A 19,553-nucleotide genomic window follows, 5' to 3' on the forward strand; every position below is an offset into this window, starting at 1 on the left:
GCCCAGAAACAACACCCAGAACGCTGGAGTCAGCAACTTCGCAACTGGGACTACATACAAGAAGTTTATTTGAATCCAGAAAAAGAAGCGGCATGACGTAATTTTATTACATAAAGCGACAACTGCCTTGAAAAACGCCGGATATGTGCCGGCATTTTTCCGCTGAACACTTTCTCACAGCAGGGACAGCTGTACTGCGGACAGATATAGCGGTTGACCACGACCCGGGCGGGGATATATTCCATTTTCTCGCTGACTTCATTGCGAATGAAGTGCAGTGGCTCATCGCATTCCGGGCAACGTGATTCAACTGGCGGGATAACCTTTTCAACCCGGGGAAGATGTGAGGGTAAAGGTTTACGAACAGGACGTGTTGTCGTTTTTTCTTCGTCCCCGGTCTGAGGAAGCAGTTTGTCCAGATGCGCCGAGATTTCTGCGATATCCGCGTCAACATCCTCTTCGAACAGGGAGCGCTGCATCCCGGCCAGCGATTCGCATTTTTTACCAAAACGCTGCTGGCGTGCGAGCTTCATCTGCTCTTCCAGGATGCGGATACGGTTCTGAAGCTCTGCATTCTCAGCCATGACTTTTTGCACCATGGCAATTGCCAGAGTGCGAAGCTGTTCAGGGTCACTGGTGGTACTGAGAAGCGAGATATCCATGCGGTGGATTATACGACATCATGCATTGATATTCATTATATTTCATGTGGTTACTGCGCAATCCTGAACATCTGTGGATGTATCCCTGTATACCCATTTTGCCAGGTCATGGCCATTCACCTGCTGCCAGTCAACCCCACAGACCAGCCAGTGAAACTCATCCGGCGTGAGATGCCATATGGCATCACCTTTCCGGGGCCAGCGGAAGCTTCCCCGGTGCAGTCGTCGGGTACACAGCCATACGCCATGTTTATCCCACCGAAGAACTTTTATGCGGGAATGGGCCTTGTTGGTAAAGACAAAGGCAGCACCGTCATGCCATGCAGCGTTAAGTTCGTTCTGGACGTACTGTGTCAGTGTATCGATACCCCTGCGCATATCGACGGGTTTTACGACCAGGAATACGTTATCAGGCGTCAGCATGGCGAAGAGCCCGGAAAACATCGGTTAACTGAGAAGGCTGGCAGCACATCCGGATACCACCGGGAAGAAATAGTGTGACAGGCTCATCCGACAATGGTCTGCCATCAGCCATTCCGGGAGCGCCAGATACTGAAACAGGAATAATTTCTGGTGCTCTGGCCCGCTTTTCGGCTTTTGCAACATCCTGCGGCCACTGGCGCAGAGATTTAAACGGAATGTCGTAAAGTTCACAGTACTGTTCACGGGTAAGGTCGCTGGCGCGCCATGCGGCAACGTGATGTTTTTTCTGGTCAAGCGTCCATCGCATCCTGGGCATTGTTTACTCTCCACAGAAGGAAGTTATACGAATACCGGAATGCTAATGAACAGAATATTTCTGTGAAGATGAGGTCCCCGGAACATTACAATCGCCGGTGGTGAGGCTGGAAGACGAGCGGCAACGGCAGTGGGTCTACCGGGGTGGCTTTATTCCATTTATACCTGCTCTCAAATTCAGCAGCCTGGCAATACACTTCGTACAGCGCTTCAGTAAGTTTCTCCAGGCCCTTTCTGACTTCCTCGTTACCTGCGTAGTTCATATATTCTCCTGTTTTTCAGTCGGTTATTGCGGGTGGCGTCCCGCCGTTGACAACAAATTTAACTCCACGTGCCTATCTAATTCAGTCCTAAATTTCACTTTTAAGTGAAATTTACCTTTACATTAATTTTTCCTTTTTAGTATAATTATCACAGGCAGGAGGCTATACTATGTTCAACGTAATAACCCACGAAGCAGCCGTTTCTGAACTAACTGACCTACCAGACGAGTTGCGAGGTCGAATGTTTCTACTAATAGAAAGACTGAGTGAAACTGGCCAACTGAAAATGCCACATAGCCGGGTGATAGGAGGAGGGATTTTTGAACTGAGGGTTGGGGATAAAAATATTGCCAGAACACTCTACGCTTACGCAGCCGGGCACAATATCTACCTCCTGCACTCGTTCATAAAGAAAACCGAAAAGACCCCGTCAGCAGCCATAGAACTGGCGAGAAAGCGGCTAAAGGAGATGATTGAATGAAAGGTGTATCTCTCGACGAATTAAGGAAAAAAATGCTGAATACCCCGGAAGCTGTCCGGGGTTATCAGAACGCAGATCGTGAGCTTGCTCTTATCGAAATGCTCTACAAAATGCGGGAAAATGCAGGACTGACAAAAACAGAAGTCGCACAACGCCTGGATATTCGCCCATCGGCCATATCCAGACTTGAGCGAAACCCGTTAGGGGCCAGCATAAAAACTCTATCCCGCTATGCTGATGCCTGTGGGGCAAAAATTGATATAAAAGCGCTCTACTAAAAAGTGGGACTCAGGTCCCACCTTTCTATTGGGACTGGTTGAAGAAGTCAAAATATTTACTATTTTGCTGGTACAGTTCGGCGTTTCTCTGCCGCCGCAATACTTCACATTCTTGCGTCAGATCCTGTCCGTAATTCTGTGTAACTGCCGCCGCATTCCGAACTCAATAATAAAGCGGCTCATCGCCATACGCCAGTCCTTAAGCGGCATTGTCCATTTCTGTGAGGCCGCCTGGATTGCCAGCCATACCACCTTTTTCACCGAGTCGTCTGTCGGGAACACCTTCCGTTTCTTGATGGCATGCCGGATCACGCTGTTCAGCGACTCAATGGCGTTTGTCGTGTAGATCACCTTGCGGATGTCTGTTGTCCAGGCGAAGAATGTCGCCAAGTTACCCTAACCCGGCAGTTTTCTACTGTGGAGGATATTTCCGCATTCGCTCTTTAAAGTAATCGACGTATTCCACACCGTAAGGATTGGCGGCTGAACGGATGCCTGTGACGTCTGATTGCTGTCGCAGAAGCTTGTTTCCGGCTGATATCCCTGACTTCGCCGTTTTTCGTGCGCCAGGTGGCGTGAAAGATCCAACGACGCAGCCCTCTATTACCGTAATGCTTTCGGTAAAGCCAACGAGTTGTACGGGGTTACCACGTTCCGTTCCTGTGACTCAAGGGGACAGGTCCCCCATTAACACTGGCGATATAACACTCACGATGCCCCAACTGTGAGAAGGCATACCTGCTCGCGTGCCTTTTGGCTGAAGCCTGACAGCCGCTTTGGCTTCTTACACATTACGATGCTTACCGGGATTCGCTTGTGCTGACCATACCCTCATCCCTTGCGCCTTCACCGCCTGTGGCTGGCAGTTTCGGATTGAGCCTCACGGCTCGCTCTTACGGATAGTCCGTGGCTACGTTGTCCCCGACGCTTTGCACCCTGAAATTACTCTCAACACACAGTCGGGTAGGGAACTGCTGGTGAGACAGCAGGTTTCTTCGCACTTCTTACTACATACTGGCTGAAACAATCACAGGAACAGCATCGTGTCGCACCACAATCTCGTGTACAGGCTCTGTTTCGACGGTCAGTTTCGTCAGCATTCGGGAAAACTGATTAAGATCGGCTTCGGTTTTAAGGCCCCTGGTCAGTTCAGTTGCGAACGCTTTGAGTTTCTTTTCATCCATAATTTGCCTGTCTCCGTGGTTGGAATGAACATATCAAAAACAGGCAGATACACAATTTAAATTACAGTCTCGATTAATGACAACTTCCAGACGCTGAAATATGCAACTTCAAGTTAACTGGGTATATACCTAATTATTAGCTATTAACTAAATCGATTTTTTACAGGCATCCAAAGATTTCTAGGCTTAGAAAGTACTATCTTTTGTACCTCAACCCTCAAGAAAGCATAGTTGAATGTCCTTCCCTGTACGATATGGACACGACCTTAAGCAAGGACTTAGATAACATTCAGATCTCAGCAGGGTTAAATGCACTACCAGTTATTGTTTTATCAGCTAACGTCGTTACATACATTTATGTCTTTTAACTGTCCGTTGAATAATTGTTGTAATTGATAATGGCATAATCAGGATTAATATCCTACTGCTAACGAATTACCTAATTTGGATTGTGTTATCATTGAACGATATAATTCACTGTTATACCTAATATTAATAGCGATCACACAACATATCGACTGCAATCTTTTTCTTCTATGTTTCATGGGATAGACATTTTTTACGCCTACACATTCACATCTTAGTGTTATTGTAACAAAGGTAGAAAAGCATGAACCATAGAGAATTGACAATTCCACTAATTTCTAACACATTCCTTCATCCTGATAATTATGAGTATGAAAGAGGAGTTAGATCATGAATATAAAAAATATAATAACAACGATATTGCTTATTTCACTAAGTATCCCCATTTTTGCTAAATCTGTCTTGGTTCTCTATACCAGTCAACCTATCGAAGATGCGCAGTTGACTGTTAACACTTTTGAAAAGTATTATCCAGACATTGAGGTTAAGTGGATCCGTGATGGTACTACTAAGCTGATGACTCGTATACAAGCTGAATTAGCAGCTGGCGGCGAAACACCTGATGTTCTATTAATCGCTGATAGTCTCTCTATGGAATCACTGAAGCATCAAGGTTTACTTACTGCTTATCAATCCCCACAAGCCAAACATTTCCAGTCTTGGTTATATGATAAAAACGGTTATTACTATGGGACTAAATTGATTACTACTGGTATTGCTTATCATAGTAATGCGCCTGTCAAGCCAACCTCATGGCTGGATCTGATTAAACCAGAGTTAAAAAACATGACCACTCTTCCTAGTCCACTATACTCCGGAGCAGCACAAATTCATCAGGCAACACTGATGAATAACTCCAAGCTCGGCTGGCTATATTACGAAAAGCTGAAAGAAAATGGAGCAATGCCACAAAGCGGTAACGGAGCTGTACTGAATGCTATTGTATCAGGTGACAAAGCTTATGGTTTTCTGGTGGACTATATGGCAATTCGTGCAAAGGACAAAGGCGCTCCGATTGAGTTCGTATTTCCAAAAGAGGGGGTCAGTATCGTAACTGAGCCGGTAGCAATAATGAAAGCCTCTAAAAACCCTCAAGGAGCAAGAAAATTTATCGATTTCTTATTATCTAAAGAGGGACAAAATATGGTGTTACAGCAAGGATATATACCTGCAGATGCAGCACTACCCGTTCCCAAAGGCTTTCCACCACGTGGTAGTATTAAGTTAATGCCCTTTAATAGAGTAAATGCTCTGACAAATATCGAAGTTAACAAAAAGCGTTTTGCAGCACTTTTTGGAAGTCATTAATTGTTAAATCAGTATGGTACAATATCAAAGTATAATTTATAATCGATACAAATGGTGGTCATGGCTATTATTCAGCTTCATCATATTGTTTATTCTGTTGCCTGAGCTACAATTGTTCATCTTTGCAATAACCGACTGGCAGCATGGCAGAAATAGTAATCTATGGCATGTGCTAAGTAACCCATTAACATGGACCGCCCTGTATAATAGTCTTTATACTAGTGGGCTAGGAGCGCTGTTTTCCCTATTACTTGGTAATCTATTTGCTTTTTGTCTGGTACTGACAAATATTCGCATTAAGCAGATTGCTTTTTTTTTGGTAATGTTGCCAATGATGATTCCACCTCAGATCACAGCAATGAGTTGGCTACAACTTTTTCGCCAGATTGGAATTCTTTTCAATAGCATTTATCTTTCGCAAGGTTTTGGCTGGCCCAACCCATTGTATTCTGCCGAAGGTATCGCCTTGCTACTTGGAATCCAGAATACACCTTTAGTATTCCTGTTGATACAAACGCAACTGAAATATTTACCACAAGAATATATTGAAACAGCAAGATTAAGCGGTGCATCATTCTGGCAAACTTTTCACGATATCTCACTACCACTTTGCCGAAGTACTATATGGGCCGGTGCTGCAATTGCTTTTGTCTCCTCGCTGGGTAACTTCGGTATTCCGGCCATGCTCGGTATTCCCATTTCGTTACTTGTGTTACCAGTGTATATCTACCAGATACTTTCAAGCTTTGGTCCTGCAGTACTAAATGAAGTTGCAGCACTGTCAGTCCTGACAGGCGTGCTAACGATCGGTATTATGATATTACAAAAACATATGCAACAGTACTGTGCATTGCCTCTAATCGGCACAACAGATAACTCGTTAATTTTTTCACTGCAAAGTAAATGGCGTATAGTAATAGAGATATTACTGTCTGCATTGCTTTTCTCTATTGTGATTGCACCACTACTGGCACTAATTGCCACGTCGCTGGTGCCAACAACCGGTGTCATACTAAATAGTGATACATTCACACTTTCTGCCTGGAAAATAATTTTTGATACACAAACTTGTCGTGCTATACTCAACAGTCTATTATTGTCAGTGTCCTCCTCACTTATATTAATGCTGCTGAGCCTGCCACTGGCGTGGTTATTCGTGCGTCATCCTACCCGTTCATTACTCTGCCTCTACAATATTCTTGATATTCCCTATGCCTTGCCCGGTGTAGTATTGGCAATTTCCTTTATTGTTCTGTTTGCCCATCCATTACCTCTTCTGGATATTAGCCTCAATGGAACCTTAACGATTATCTTCTTCGCCTATATAGCCCGATTTTTTACGGTATGTATAAAGCCAGTATACAGTTGTATGTTACAATTAGATGCCACGATGGAAGAGGCCGCCAGTTTGGCTGGAGCGAATGTCTTTCAACAGTTCAGCCATATTGTTGTACCATTGTTAGGCCCCACAGCCTTTTCCGGAGCATTTCTGGTCTTCCTTTCCACCATTCATGAACTTACCGTATCTGCACTGTTATGGGGACCAGGGAAGGAAACATTGGGAGTGATAATTTTTAATCTTAATGAGAGTGGAGATATTGTACAAGCCTCAGCAATTTCGGTTTTAGTGGTAATAATAGTTGTACTGACGATGCTATTACTCAACATATGTAGTAAATTTTTTCCTAAAGGATTTATGCAATGGCAGAACTAAGATTAGAGCAACTCAGTAAAATATTTGGTAACCAGACTGCAGTACAGAAACTTAACCTTACTATTCCACAAGGCTCATTTACCGCGATATTAGGTCCAAGTGGCTGTGGTAAAACGACAACTCTGCGTATTATTGCCGGCCTGGAGCAGCCTAGTACAGGATGTTTGTTTTTAGGAAATCGTTTGTTAGCAAATAAAATAATGTCTCTACCACCAGAGCAACGTAATATGGGGATGGTATTTCAATCCTATGCTCTGTGGCCTCATATGACAGTAGAAGAGAATGTTGGTTACCCCCTAAGATTACGCCAAATCAGCCGTAATATTTATAAGAAGAGAGTCATGGAGATGCTGGAAGCCGTGGAACTACTCGCTTATTCCGGACGATCGCCACATGAGCTTAGTGGCGGGCAGCGCCAACGAGTAGCACTGGCTCGTTGTTTGATCTCACATCCAGAAGTCATATTACTGGATGAACCGCTGAGCAATCTCGATCGAGAGCTACGCACAACGATGGAGAAAACCTTCCGGGAACTCCACCATCGTACTGGTACAACATTTGTTTATGTTACCCATGATCAGGCAGAAGCGATGGCATTAGCCAGTCATATCGCAGTAATGTATAAAGGTACATTAGTGCAGTGGGGTATACCACAACAAATATATGAGCATCCAAACAATGCATGGACAGCTAAATTTATCGGTAAAGGATGTATTATCTCTTTATCCATACCTGGCTCTGAACAATTCCTAGATTGTAGTATGTTACACCAAGGGTTTATTAAAAATAAGTGCATTACATATAACAATGTATTAATTCGACCAGAACACGTACATTTAAAAAATAAAGGTTTACCTGCTAAAGTGGAGAGTTGCATTTATCAAGGGGAGCGATATTTATTAGAGCTACGATTGGTTGATGGGCAATTATTGAACGCCTATCATCACTCATCAGTACAACCTCAACAGCTTGTTTGCATACAACTAATGCAAGGATGGCGCCTGGAGAAATAAAACCACTACAATATTAAAAGATAATATACTGTTATTATTTTAGCGTAGTTGTCTGGTAGAAACACATCATAAGTTTTTAGGAGACTGTAATTTAAATTGTGTATCTGCCTGTTTTTGATATGTTCATTCCAACCACGGAGACAGGCAAATTATGGATGAAAAGAAACTCAAAGCGCTCGCAACTGAACTGACCAGGGGCCTTAAAACCGAAGCCGATCTTAATCAGTTTTCCCGAATACTGACGAAACTGACCGTCGAAACAGCACTCAATGCTGAGCTGACCGACTACCTCGGGCACGAGAAGAACGCGCCAAAAAAGGCTCAAATACCCGCAATGGCTACTCGTCAAAAACGCTGCTCAGTGATGACGGCGAGATTGAGCTGAACACGCCTCGTGACCGTGAAAACACCTTCGAACCTCAGTTGCTTAAGAAGAACCAGACGCGCATGACGGAGATGGACAGCCAGATTTTATCAAAGGCATGACCACGCGCGAAATCGTTGCCACCTTTAAAGAAATATACGACTCCGATGTGTCGCCCACGCTGATATCTAAAGTCACCGATGCCGTAAAAGAGCAGGTCACTGAATGGCAAAATCGACAGCTGGATGCGCTGTATCCCATTATTTATATGGACTGCATTGTTGTAAAAGTCCGCCAGAATGGCAGTGTAATAAACAAAGCCGTCTTCCTCACGCTGGGTATCAACACCGAAGGGCAAAAAGAGCTGCTGGGTATGTGGCTGGCCGAAAATGAGGTGCAAAGTTCTGGCTGAGTGTGCTGACGGAGCTGAAAAATCGTGGTCTTCAGGGTATCCTGATTGCCTGCGTGGACGGCCTGAAAGGCTTCCCGGATGCGATAAACAGCGTCTACCCGCAGCCCCATATCCAGCTGTGCATCATCCATATGGTGCGTAACAGTCTGAAATACGTGGCCTGGAAGGACTACAAAGCCGTCACCAGCGGACTGAAGGTGGTTTATCAGGCACCGGCGCTGATAGCGCTGGATGCGTTCGCGGGCGAGTGGGACGACAAATAACCGCAAATCAGCAAAAGCTGGCGTGCGCACTGGGAAAATCTCAATACGTTCTTCGGCTATCCACCCGATTTCAGTAGGGCCATCTACACCACAAACGCCATTGAGTCGCTAAACAGCGTTATCCGTGCGGCTATCAAAAAGCGTAAAGTGTTCCCGACAGACGACTCGGTGCGGAAGGTTATTTATCTGGCGATAAAGGACGCGTCGAAAAAATGGAGTATGCCGATCCAGAACTGGCGGCTGGCGATGAGTCGTTTTATTATCGACTTCGGTGACCGCCTGAGCGATCACCTTTAATACGGTGGCAGTTACACAGAATTACTGACAGGCTCTCACGGGTACGTACCGGTGCAGAACTTTTCTTTTCCATCGCGACCAGCACAATCAGCCCCGTCTCTGCAGCGGCGGCGGACGTTACCGGTGGTCATGCATTCTCCTGCCTGAACTTACTGATGAGCGAAATCAGACGGTTAAAGTCGCTGTTCACACGCTCAACGTCGGGCAGGCCCGGCCAGCCCCGAATTGCCAGTGTGTTCCAGAAATTCAGGGTATCACAGGCCCTGACCGGTGCCAGGGCATTATCTTCGCCGTTCCGGTTGACCAGGAATTCTTTAATCTGCTCTTCAGTTGCCTGTAAAAGCTGCTCATAGCTAAGTGAAAATATTTCTTCGTTATTCATTCTGTACGCCTCGTCTGGTTATGATAAGAATTAATACTGTTACTGATTTACTCAACACTTATTTGTAACGACTCGCAATCCATTTTGGCTGGCTCACAATAACTGCAAATTAAAAAAACGTCTCATTTGGCTCTGGATGTAGAATGCTGGTCGTCTCGTAAATCTGGTTTAATCCCTTATGAGACGGCGCTTTTGTCTCATTGAGCCGTCTGGTTAGTTCATAAAGCGCTGCGCTACCTGGCACGCGATATATTGCCAGCTTACGAACTGGATAACTATCCACTGACCGATGCCCAGCACGCGGCCATTACCAAAATGCCAGGTATGGAAATCACAGAAGAAGATTTGGACTCTACGCTATTTAAATAAGCAGGAAGCGCATGGGTACTGACTTCAAACCGTTACCAGAACCAGGAGACATTCTCTGGTGTTAAGTTCAGGAAGTGCAGTTCGCGATACCCCAGGTTTTACCAGCATAGTTTTTCCATTCTGGTCCACACCGTGGACAGCGAACACATTTTTAGCAAGATCGATACCGATAGTAGTGATAGCCATAACGAATCCCTCCGGAGCTTTGCTCACCCCATGATTGCACAAGATTTAATCAGGCGCTGGATTGGCCCCTATATTTCCATACACTTTTTATCACTTAACCCATTACTGGTTCGTCGCCGCAGATATTCCCGTGGTGAACGATATCCCAGTGCATTATGCGGGTGCCATTCGTTGTATTGTTCGAAGGCCTCCGCAAGGTTCTTTACCGCTGTTAACCCGTCGGGTTTCGGCATGATACTGATGTAGTCGCGCTTCATCGTTTTGACGAAGCTCTCAGCCATCCCGTTGCTTTCCGGGCTGCGGACCGCTGTATTTTTTGGCTCAAGTCCCACGATTCTGGCGAACCTACGCGTCTGATGAGACCGGTAGGCTGAACCGTTATCCATCAGCCACTCAACAGGTGATGTCGGCAGACTGCTACCGAAGCGCTTTTCCACCGCACCTGGCATCACATCCTGCACGGTTATACTGTCATAGCCGCCGGTACTGGCCGCCCAGTGCAGGACCTCACGATCGCAGCAGTCCAGCGCGAACGTTACCCGCAGTTTTTCGCCATTATCACAGTTGAACTCGAAGCCGTCAGAGCACCACCGCTGGTTACTTTCCCCGACGGCCACTTTCCCTGTATGCGCCCGTTTCGAGGGCAGTATTGCAGGTTTACGCTCAAGCAGCAGCGCATTCTGACGCATGATGCGGTATACGCGTTTGGCATTAATAACGGTCATGTCGTCAGTTTCTGATTGTCTGCGCAGCAGTACCCACACCCGACGATAACCATACATTGGCAGATCGCCGATAACGGTATGGATACGGTCCAGCGCTTCAGTATCATCAGGTTTGCGCCTGCGTCGACGATCCTGCCAGTCCTTCGACCTACGGGCCATGGCATGCAGTTGCGCACGTGACACCCGGAGGCAACGACTGACAAGGCTTATTCGCCATCCTCCGGCAACAAGGGCACGTGCGCTATCCACTTTTTTGTCGGCCATATTCAACGGCTTCTTTCAGCAGCTCATTTTCCATGGTTTTTTTGCCCAGCAGGCGCTTCTGCCCGGATTAATCCATTACGGCATAAAATATTTGATAATTACATATGCAGGACTTGCTGTTACCAAAGGCCCGGCTGACATCATGCCCGGAAAGTCATTCACCTCTTACTTCCCCTTCCGGGAACAACCGGCTCAACAGTTATCACGGTCAGGCCCCAGTATCCCTGTCAGCTCTCCTGCTGGTTTTCTTGATGTGGCATTCGCTGATACCGACCTCACCACATCATATCCGTACAGACGAAAACCCGCCTGCCCGTATATCCTGTGGCTGAGCAGGGTATCACTCGCTGAGATCACCACCGGCGTCCCGGTGCGGACATGGATTGCCGCCAGCTGTTCTGCCAGCAATTCATGCGCTCTCACTGTAAACACCTCTCCGCTGTATTCTGTAAACCCCGCCGTCTGACTCACAGGCAGATACGGTGGATCACAGTAGACTGCACACGATAATCCCGTAAACATCCCTGCCGTCATCATCTTCAGGGTGTCTTCAAAGCCCTGATGGTGAAATGAGACGTGACAACGCTCAGTTTTCCTGGCAAACGCAAGGATCTCCGGCTCCGGAAGATATGCCGCCTTATGACGACCGAAGGGCACGTTAAACTTCCCCTGTTTGTTATACCTGCATATTCCGTTAAAACAGTGCTGATTCAGGTAGATGAAAAGCGCCGATTTCTCCGGCCCGGGCGGTATACGGTTAAATGCATCGCGATTTTCCCGGTAGGCCGCTTCGTTATTACCCTGAAGAAAAAGTTTCTTCAGCCGCTGCACCATTGCCGACGGATTATCCCTGATGTGAATATACACATCAATCAGGTCGGCATTGATATCTGCCAGCAGATACTGGCGGTAATCCGTCCCCAGAAACACGCTGGCTCCACCCACAAATGGCTCCACCAGACACTCCACCGCCTCCGGGGAGGGTAGCCAGCGCTGTAGTCTGTCAAGACTGCGACGTTTACCGCCAGCCCATTTAAGAAAAGGCTGTGACGGCATTCGTCGCCGGGAAGGAATATTTCCTGTTAATACTGTATCCATTAAACCCCTGAATGAACGGAAAACACCAACTTTAGGATCTAGAGGTGGTTAATTTCAATCTGCCGGAGACGTAAGGGTTAATAACCGTGCTCTCCGGAAACAATGAGTGGTTCACGTACCTGTTGAGACATGCCTCACTTAACGAGCACGACCGCTGTGGTCGCGTGAAACACGTCCAGCGTACATTTTATTCTCTGATCGGTAAGCAACAGAGAAAACAAATTGATTTACAGGGGTGAAGGTGGCTCCCTGTGTGTCTCCTGCTCCGGAGAAGTCAATGACATATCGCTGCCGGTATGTGCATTGATATAGTCGCGATAATACCTCTCACTACCTTCGCGATGATGATCCACATCCGGCCGGGAAATAGTGTAATCACCGTGACCGGTACGTTCTGTCACGTTATGCCAGGCCACCATTTCAGCAAAGACCTGATTAAACTGACGGTCGTTACCTTCGGGTTCAAAGCCCATTCCGGGGTCACGTTCGAACAATACCGGTGCAATCAAATCCAGTTTATCTGCCAGCGCATTGCGGTCATGGTGATTGCGGAATACCACCCTGTCACCATAATCCGTACAGACAAATTCCCCAGACCGTCTGTCACGGAACCGGACACTGCCGTTTTTCTGCAGGCGTGCCTCCAGATCCCCCCTGTTTTCATATACCGGCGTTCCGCCAGGTTCGCAAAGTATCACACAGCGATCGGCTGTCGTGGTTCGTGACTTATCTTTACGGCGATCGCGATAATCCCATCCTCTCAACTGCGATACAGCAGCCCTGTCCCCCTGTGCGGCCTGAGTTTCCACCCACTGCCGGTAGGATGGTGGGTACCACTTCCCGTCAGCAATAAGTTTCTGTCGCTCATCCCTGATTTCCTCCTTCAGCCTGATCAGGGCCTGCATACGCTGCACCTCGGCAATGTGATAATGCAGCTTACGTAAAACAGGATCGTCATACTGAACACGAATATGAGACTTACGCAGACGACACGCCTGGTGAATTTCCCGGCTGCGTTCACCATAACGCAGCTCAGGTTTACGCCACTGATCCCGCCATGCAAGATAGCGGGCACGCAGGTCTGCCCGGGCTTCAGCTCTCGCCTCGCGACGCTGACGACGTAGAACTGGATCACGCCTGCAGTCCTCCCGGGATTGATCGCTGACAGCCAGTTCCGGGTTATAGCGGCTTGCCGGTTTCACCCTGTCGAACAAATCAGCCGGGGCACTCACAAACGGACCTGCCTGCGGTTCAGCACGCGCCAGTGTCAAATCCGGATGAATGCTGCTGGCTTTTACCGGCGTTTGCTCATGGTTAAAAGCATCAACAACAACAAGCCCGTGATGTTGTTTCTGCAGCATCAGTCCCTGTTGTGCAAACAGCTCATGACAACGTTGCCAGGTAAACTCCCCCTGCGTGATCATCTCTTCAATCTGCGGGCTGCAATGACTGATGCTGTATCCCCACAGACTTTCTTTGTCAGAAAATAATTCCCGCCTGATGGCACCCTGTGGTCCCGTACCTGTACGCATACGATGCCATTCTTTGTCAGAGGCAGGGCAGTTTTCCAGACGACGACCACTGAAGCGTTCTGTCGGTGTGACCTGGCGGAAAATATCTGTCGGTACAGGCTGCCAGCCACCACTGAGCTGCTTCACATTTTCGAGCGTCAGCAATGACCATACGCTGTCAGCCCGGACGGGGGTCTGGTTATGATCATAGCCGTCACAGATAACCAGATGACCGTGCTGAATTCGCATCCATAATCCTGCTTCAGCCAGTGTACGGTGAATAGCCTGGCAGCTTTCCAGTTGTCCTTCCCGGGCCATTTCCGGCAGGCGTTCTCCGGTGTGACGGCAGGCATACTGCATCAGGCTTTCTGTTTCGGTTATTTTTTCCGGACGGGTATCAGCGGCAACAGCCTCCGGTTTGTAGCGTCCTGGAGTCACCACCTGACTGAAGATATCATTTGGCACCGGCGTATATTCACCCATCTTCTTCCTGAGTTTTTCACCACTCCAGGAAGGTCCGAAGGAATCAAGCTGTACACCTTCATGGTTACGATCCCAGCCATCCATCACCATAAAACTGCCATTCTGCTGTGACAGGTACAGCCCGTCTTCAGCCAGACGACGATGCAGGGATAACCAGTCATGCACGGGTTCACTGCGTAAACCCGCGACAGCCGTCTGCGCCACATACTCGCGGAAAGTTTGTTTTCTCCCGCGTTTCCAGGCATTCTGGCGGTCACGTTCCACCGCCGTTTTGCGAACAATACGGTTACCCGGTGCGTGTATCCAGCAACCATTATCCGGTGCGAAACCATGTTTGAGTTCAAGCTCACGGCAGGCACGGCTGAGTTTTTCCTGACTCCAGGAAAGGCAGTTGAGATAGCCGGTATCCGGATGGACCCGGTTTACGGCCACATGGACATGCAGGTTATCCGTATCGGTATGAACGGCAGAAACATACTGATGTTCCGGAAGACCCAGCGCTTTCAGCGTATGACGCACACTGTCATAAATCTGCTCAGGACGTGGGCTTTCATGCGCCTGCCAGGAAAGAATGTAGTGGAATACCGGATCTGTATCATCTTTGGCATAACGGGCCTGACGTGCCGTGTATTCCATTTCTTCAGCCGCCGTTTCCAGTGAAGTACAGTTATGGAAACAGGTCACACCGTAAAAATTCACCCATTCACAGCCATCCTTCATAACATCAACCAGTGAAACAAATGACTCATCACGAAGACGGGTTGCGTAGTCAACAAGACGACTGAAACGGCTTCTGTGGGACAGTTCAGACTGCACTGACGAAAGCGCATGCAGCTCCTCATCCTCCACATCATCCCGGACGGAGACATAGGAGACCAGGTCTTCAAACGAAGACTTACCGTCCCTTCTCTTTTTCGGAATGATGGCGTTCACAATAAAACCTTAGTTTTCCATTAACTGTTTACGCACTGTATTAGACAGTTCGGTGATGGCAACAAGCACACTGGCATATTCTTTGTCACCCGTTCTTTTCCCTTCAACAAACAGATGCTTTTGCATCCTTCCCAGCCTCATGAGTTCCTTCAGGAACTTATCATCAATCCGGGAATTTACGCGTGTGTTCAATGCCGCACTTCGTATGTAGGCAGAAACAGTAAGCCCGGCATCTTCCGCTTTTTTCCTGATGATTTCATCTTCATCGGGAGAAAACCGGACCGCCCTGAGGAGCGTCTTCTGCCGTCTTTCACTACCACTTCTTTCTCGCTTATCACTCACGGTCTGCTCCTTACCGGGGTGTCGGGGCGAAGCCCTGACCAGGTGGTAAATGTATGGCCGCGCGTGCGCGGTTATACATTTACACATCCTGTCCCGTCTGAAAGACCATTATAGCCTGCAATATCGGAGCAGGATAGTATTATGATGACGGCAGAGGCAGGGGGCAGCCCTGCCTGAAGTTGAGTTTTGGTGATAAAATCAGGTTTCAACATTAACCGGAGAGATATTGCCAATGGCAGCAAAAAAATTTTATTCAGATGATGACATTCAGCTGGCACGGACAGCTTTATCAGAACTTCCCGACCTGACAGCGCAGCGGAAAACACTTCGCGATTTCCTTGATGCTATCCGTGACGATATTATCGCCCTGGTAAAAACAAAGGGCTATACACTGGCTGACATTCGCAACACACTGAAAGAAGCAGGTTATGAGGTGGGTGAAAAAGCACTGCGTGACATTATGCGGGAAGCCGAAGCGAAGAAGTCTGTCCGTCGCTCCTCCGGCAAGTCAGCTAAGAAAAAGTCATTACAGGACAAAAAAGATGGCACTGATACGACCGGACTTTAACGTGATATTGTCACAATATTTCCGGATATTGTGTTGATGGCAGCAAATAAAAGCCCCGATAATGATGTCAGGGCTTTCATGCTGTATCAGACACGTGGCGGCAATGCACCGGGATAATGTCTGGCAATAATGTCATTCATTTTTTCGACAAGGTCAGGACACTTGAATGTGATATGTACCGTTCCTTTGAGAAAACCCCGTATCGTGAAATATTCTCCGTCGAACAGTGCACCGACATTAATACCGGCAACTAAAAAATCACTATATAGCGTACCTGTGGAATAACGAAAGTCAGGTATGTTTCGTCCTTCCAGGAGATAAAACGGACGTGCAAGATCATCCAGTTTTTCACGACCATTGTGATCAAGCGATACATGACCGTCACTCCAGCGGTACAGCAGATTACTGACAATGATCCTCCTGCCAAGACGACAGGGATTATTCGTTTTATAATCCCAGGACAGATTACGGTATACATCAATCAGCCCCTGCTCGAACGTCTGAATTTTTCTGGCATTCAGATGGCGGAATGTTGCCAGCACATTGTCCGGAGTGATTTCCGGACAGGTTTTACTATTCAGCTGCTTGTTCCACTCATCATACTGGCATGAGCTCATGAATGTATACATACCAGTATCCGTCATCAGGCGGTGCCAGATTTTACGGTCGGCAAAACGAGAAATATTCTTTCTGGTCTCCTCCGGCTTGTCAGCACGACGTACAGCGTCAGTTACGGCGTCTTCAAATCCGTAAAGAAAGTCATGACCGGATGCCTCCCGCAGAATTCTACGCGAAGCCTCCAGGCACTCTGTTGCCTGCATAAAAAGCGCAATACCTTCGTTACGCTGTGCGATGATACGGTCAATCGCCACGGACGGGATAACTTCCGTGGTGCTGGCGGTATTCAGGTCTGTAGCTGGCATGGTCTGTTTCATGGCATCGTCTCCTCATTGTTTCCGGCTGCCGGGTCAGCCTGGTTACTTCCCGGAGGAGCGAAAGCTCCTTCTGCCGTCCACTTCTTCAGGAGTTACTCCCCGCAGTGGACCTTTCCGATGGGGCGCCCGTCACCACGTCACGGGGCGGCTGTCCGGGGGCGGACGCAAAAGTTTTTGACGTCTGCGGCAAAAAGTTTTGTGGCCGGTATATCTCCCCCTGGACGGCTGAAACGGGATGTGGTTACTTCAGCCCCCGGAAAGTCCGGCTGCGGGGAACAGGCCGCAGAAGTGGCAGCGGGAGGACAGACAGCAGCGCCATCCGGCGCTGTGACCTTACACCCCGCAAGGGGTGCGGGGAGCGCCGTTTCCGGCGCGACAGGGGCGGATGAGCAGCACTACGGTGCCAGAAAATTTTCCTGAACCGGAAACACCTGACTGTGTTAGAACGGATGTCTGACGGCATCAGATAAACCCGGGGTTAAGGGGGAAAAAGAAAAAAATAAAGTGATAAAAAGTGAAGTTTTTACACTTTTTAAAAACAATAAACACGCTTTACCGCAGGTGGAATATGATAAAATAAAGTGTAATTATTTCACTTTTCAGAGGTGTTTTATGACGGGTTGGGAGCTGCGCCTCTGGAGAAAGGGGATGTGCTGGTCACGCGAAAAAGCCGCGCGGGAGTTCGGCGTAACTTTGCGGACATGGCACGCGTGGGAAAATGCGGAACAGGTGGATATAACAGTCTGGCGAACCACCCAGGCACTTTCTGTCTGCGACCTGTTACCGCTCATGCACCGGATGCGCAAAACTGACATCATCACTCGTCTGGAAAATGAACTGGGGAAAACGGCAGAGGAAGTATGAACCTTGAGAAAACAAAGCCCGGCAAAAGTGGGCGGCGAACTTCAGTCAGCAAATAATTTTTTCAGTTCAGCACCGGAAAGCCCGGTTGCCTGTTCAATCTGCTCTGGTGTCATTCCCATATTCCGGAGCTGTCGTGCAATAGCCCGTGCTTTTTCAGCAGCGCCCTCCTGACGACCTTCCTCGCGACCTTTCTGCTCAGGACGTTCAGCAATAGTCATCAATTCCCCCTGCATGATTTTACAAAAATCCCGGCTTTTGCCGGGATTTTCAGTTCACTCAGTGAATAACCTTTTTCAGTTCCGCGTCGGAAAGTCCGGTCGCCTGTTTAATCTGCTCCGGCGTCATTCCCATATTCCGGAGCTGTCGTGCAATAGCCCGTGCTTTTTCAGCAGCGCCCTCCTGACGACCTTTCTGCTCAAGACGTTCAGCAATAGTCATAAGTTTATCCTCATGTTGCGGCAGACGCGCAGCCAGCGCCCGCATAAATTCCGGGGAAGGTGAATCTCCCGCATTCACCATGTAATGAATCAGTACGCGTACCTGCTCATCAGATACCATCTCCACCATTAACAGAGGGAGCTTATCCAGTAGCTCCATCAGGTCACGCTGGCGGATATGCTTCATCAGCAGTGTCAGCGCGGCCATACGGCGATGGCACATGATGTCATCGTCATCAATGACGGTGACATCAACCAGCGGAAACGGGTTTGTATATATTTTACCCGCAACTTCCGGATTACTGAAGCAGTCCAGCCAGTTTGTTGAATGTGGGTAGGGGCTGCGCTCCCCGTGATAGAACTGCAGCGGTATGACCAGCGGCAGCCTGCCATGCCCGGCTTCCAGGTGCCGTTGCATCGCTGCAATGGCATAACGCATCTGGCGAAACGCCATCATTTTGTCATCGCTGGACTGATGTTCGATTAAAACATGGACGTATCCGTCATCACCGTCAGTGGTTTTCATGCTCCACAGGATATCGCTGGCATACTGGCGCAGGTCTTCCTCAACGAACGTACCGGATTCCAGCTTCAGCGTATCCAGATTACAGACAGCCCGCAGTTCAGCCGGAAGGTGCAGTTCCAGAAAATCTCTGGCGACGTCGGGATTCGCCAGGAACGACCGGAACGCGGCATCATGCGGCGTGGGCGTTGTGGTGTTTTTCTTTTTACTCACAGTGCCTCCTGGTGAGATATCAGCGCCAATCTTGCCGCCTGCTTTCGCAGACGGCAAGGGTTAATCAGTTCCGGGCACGTTTAATTTCAAGTGCGCGGAGTAAATGCCCCCACTCTCCTGAACGCATGGCGGGAACATGTACCCGCTGCTGTTTGCTGCAACGTCTGACAATATGACCACCCAGAGCCAGGATTTCGGGGGCAATTTCATCCGGTGTCATCTGCCGCCGGGTGACACGGGTGTGACGACGTACTTTTTTATCCTTCTGCAGACACTCTTCGCGCTGCTGCTTTACATAATCAGCCATTGCCATGATAATTGAAGGCCTCATAGCATAATCTCCATAGATAGTTATTGAGATGCCGGAACTTCCGTGC

The 19,553-nt window shown here is 48.2% G+C and carries 18 protein-coding genes and 6 pseudogenes; 8 read left to right on the forward strand and 16 right to left on the reverse strand.

From position 1 onward, the window contains the following. Positions 1-140: 140 nt before the first annotated feature. From HV477_RS25945 to HV477_RS25960, 4 genes and pseudogenes are all read right to left on the reverse strand, one after another. Positions 141-662: pseudogene (locus HV477_RS25945) on the reverse strand (IS66 family transposase zinc-finger binding domain-containing protein); the annotation flags it as partial. Between the two features lie 42 nt (positions 663-704). Beyond that, positions 705-1,085 carry an IS66 family insertion sequence element accessory protein TnpB gene (tnpB, locus tag HV477_RS25950; protein WP_154715082.1) on the reverse strand — a complete coding sequence of 127 codons (381 nt, stop codon included), beginning with the start codon at positions 1,083-1,085 and terminating at the stop codon, positions 705-707. Continuing rightward, positions 1,072-1,401, reverse strand: coding sequence for an IS66 family insertion sequence element accessory protein TnpB (locus HV477_RS25955; RefSeq protein WP_175065593.1), 330 nt, complete (start codon positions 1,399-1,401; stop codon positions 1,072-1,074). The genes tnpB and HV477_RS25955 overlap by 14 nt, the downstream gene beginning before the upstream one ends. 85 nt (positions 1,402-1,486) lie before the next feature. After that, positions 1,487-1,663 (reverse strand): hypothetical protein, encoded by a 177-nt coding sequence (locus tag HV477_RS25960; RefSeq protein ID WP_154715084.1) that lies wholly within the window; start codon positions 1,661-1,663, stop codon positions 1,487-1,489. Positions 1,664-1,832: 169 nt separating this feature from the next. Here HV477_RS25960 and HV477_RS25965 point away from each other — a divergent pair, with 169 nt between their 5' ends. Next, a complete protein-coding gene (locus HV477_RS25965; RefSeq protein ID WP_175065594.1) occupies positions 1,833-2,144 on the forward strand; it encodes a type II toxin-antitoxin system RelE/ParE family toxin in 312 nt (103 codons plus the stop codon). Beyond that, complete coding sequence (locus HV477_RS25970; protein WP_154715086.1) at positions 2,141-2,422, forward strand: helix-turn-helix transcriptional regulator; 282 nt, start codon at positions 2,141-2,143, stop codon at positions 2,420-2,422. The genes HV477_RS25965 and HV477_RS25970 overlap by 4 nt, the downstream gene beginning before the upstream one ends. 117 nt (positions 2,423-2,539) lie before the next feature. Here the strand turns inward: HV477_RS25970 and HV477_RS25975 are convergent. Then, a pseudogene (locus HV477_RS25975) lies at positions 2,540-2,815 on the reverse strand (transposase); the annotation flags it as partial. 614 nt (positions 2,816-3,429) lie between these two features. After that, the gene (locus HV477_RS25980; RefSeq protein ID WP_175065595.1) at positions 3,430-3,606 is read right to left on the reverse strand and encodes a hypothetical protein; all 177 of its coding nucleotides are present in this window, start codon (positions 3,604-3,606) and stop codon (positions 3,430-3,432) included. Positions 3,607-4,302: 696 nt separating this feature from the next. Between HV477_RS25980 and HV477_RS25985 the strand changes: the two genes are divergently transcribed. The 4 genes and pseudogenes from HV477_RS25985 to HV477_RS26000 all read left to right on the forward strand — a co-directional run bounded on the left by HV477_RS25985 (position 4,303) and on the right by HV477_RS26000 (position 9,343). Next, positions 4,303-5,280, forward strand: a complete 978-nt coding sequence (locus HV477_RS25985; protein ID WP_154715088.1) for an ABC transporter substrate-binding protein — start codon at positions 4,303-4,305, stop codon at positions 5,278-5,280. A 112-nt stretch (positions 5,281-5,392) separates the two neighbouring features. After that, a complete protein-coding gene (locus HV477_RS25990; RefSeq protein WP_254621724.1) occupies positions 5,393-6,994 on the forward strand; it encodes an iron ABC transporter permease in 1,602 nt (533 codons plus the stop codon). Next, entirely contained in the window at positions 6,982-8,007 is a 1,026-nt protein-coding gene (locus HV477_RS25995; protein ID WP_154715090.1) for an ABC transporter ATP-binding protein, read from the forward strand. The genes HV477_RS25990 and HV477_RS25995 overlap by 13 nt, the downstream gene beginning before the upstream one ends. A gap of 151 nt (positions 8,008-8,158) precedes the next feature. Then, positions 8,159-9,343: pseudogene (locus tag HV477_RS26000) on the forward strand (IS256 family transposase). Positions 9,344-9,470: 127 nt separating this feature from the next. Here HV477_RS26000 and HV477_RS26005 read toward each other — a convergent pair. From HV477_RS26005 to mobA, 6 genes and pseudogenes are all read right to left on the reverse strand, one after another. Further along, positions 9,471-9,725 (reverse strand): hypothetical protein, encoded by a 255-nt coding sequence (locus tag HV477_RS26005; protein WP_154715091.1) that lies wholly within the window; start codon positions 9,723-9,725, stop codon positions 9,471-9,473. 432 nt (positions 9,726-10,157) lie between these two features. Then, positions 10,158-10,280, reverse strand: a pseudogene (locus tag HV477_RS26010) (IS110 family transposase); the annotation flags it as partial. A gap of 68 nt (positions 10,281-10,348) precedes the next feature. Further along, positions 10,349-11,327: pseudogene (locus tag HV477_RS26015) on the reverse strand (IS3 family transposase); the annotation flags it as partial. A gap of 134 nt (positions 11,328-11,461) precedes the next feature. Then, positions 11,462-12,367 carry a Dam family site-specific DNA-(adenine-N6)-methyltransferase gene (locus HV477_RS26020; RefSeq protein WP_253743169.1) on the reverse strand — a complete coding sequence of 302 codons (906 nt, stop codon included), beginning with the start codon at positions 12,365-12,367 and terminating at the stop codon, positions 11,462-11,464. A 227-nt stretch (positions 12,368-12,594) separates the two neighbouring features. Next, positions 12,595-15,294 (reverse strand): IncI1-type relaxase NikB, encoded by a 2,700-nt coding sequence (gene nikB / locus HV477_RS26025; RefSeq protein WP_154715092.1) that lies wholly within the window; start codon positions 15,292-15,294, stop codon positions 12,595-12,597. A 9-nt stretch (positions 15,295-15,303) separates the two neighbouring features. Then, a complete protein-coding gene (gene mobA / locus HV477_RS26030; protein WP_080102196.1) occupies positions 15,304-15,636 on the reverse strand; it encodes a plasmid mobilization protein MobA in 333 nt (110 codons plus the stop codon). Positions 15,637-15,868: 232 nt separating this feature from the next. On the opposite strand from mobA, the gene HV477_RS26035 reads away from it, so the two are divergent. Further along, positions 15,869-16,204, forward strand: a complete 336-nt coding sequence (locus HV477_RS26035) for a molybdopterin-guanine dinucleotide biosynthesis protein MobC (RefSeq protein ID WP_154715093.1) — start codon at positions 15,869-15,871, stop codon at positions 16,202-16,204. 86 nt (positions 16,205-16,290) lie between these two features. Here HV477_RS26035 and HV477_RS26040 read toward each other — a convergent pair whose 3' ends face one another. Further along, positions 16,291-17,139 (reverse strand): DUF4942 domain-containing protein, encoded by an 849-nt coding sequence (locus HV477_RS26040; RefSeq protein ID WP_154715094.1) that lies wholly within the window; start codon positions 17,137-17,139, stop codon positions 16,291-16,293. 612 nt (positions 17,140-17,751) lie between these two features. Here HV477_RS26040 and HV477_RS26045 point away from each other — a divergent pair. Then, entirely contained in the window at positions 17,752-18,003 is a 252-nt protein-coding gene (locus HV477_RS26045) for a helix-turn-helix domain-containing protein (RefSeq protein ID WP_154715095.1), read from the forward strand. A gap of 41 nt (positions 18,004-18,044) precedes the next feature. On the opposite strand, the pseudogene HV477_RS26050 reads toward HV477_RS26045, so the two are convergent. The 3 genes and pseudogenes from HV477_RS26050 to HV477_RS26060 all read right to left on the reverse strand — a co-directional run. Continuing rightward, positions 18,045-18,224: pseudogene (locus HV477_RS26050) on the reverse strand (hypothetical protein); the annotation flags it as partial. 55 nt (positions 18,225-18,279) lie between these two features. Beyond that, positions 18,280-19,176 carry an Rpn family recombination-promoting nuclease/putative transposase gene (locus tag HV477_RS26055; protein WP_154715097.1) on the reverse strand — a complete coding sequence of 299 codons (897 nt, stop codon included), beginning with the start codon at positions 19,174-19,176 and terminating at the stop codon, positions 18,280-18,282. A 64-nt stretch (positions 19,177-19,240) separates the two neighbouring features. Continuing rightward, positions 19,241-19,507 carry a hypothetical protein gene (locus HV477_RS26060; protein ID WP_114047632.1) on the reverse strand — a complete coding sequence of 89 codons (267 nt, stop codon included), beginning with the start codon at positions 19,505-19,507 and terminating at the stop codon, positions 19,241-19,243. Between the last annotated feature and the right edge of the window lie 46 nt (positions 19,508-19,553).

The sequence above is a fragment of the Salmonella sp. SG203 genome, assembly GCF_013350575.1.
GTDB classification, from domain to species: domain Bacteria; phylum Pseudomonadota; class Gammaproteobacteria; order Enterobacterales; family Enterobacteriaceae; genus Salmonella; species Salmonella enterica.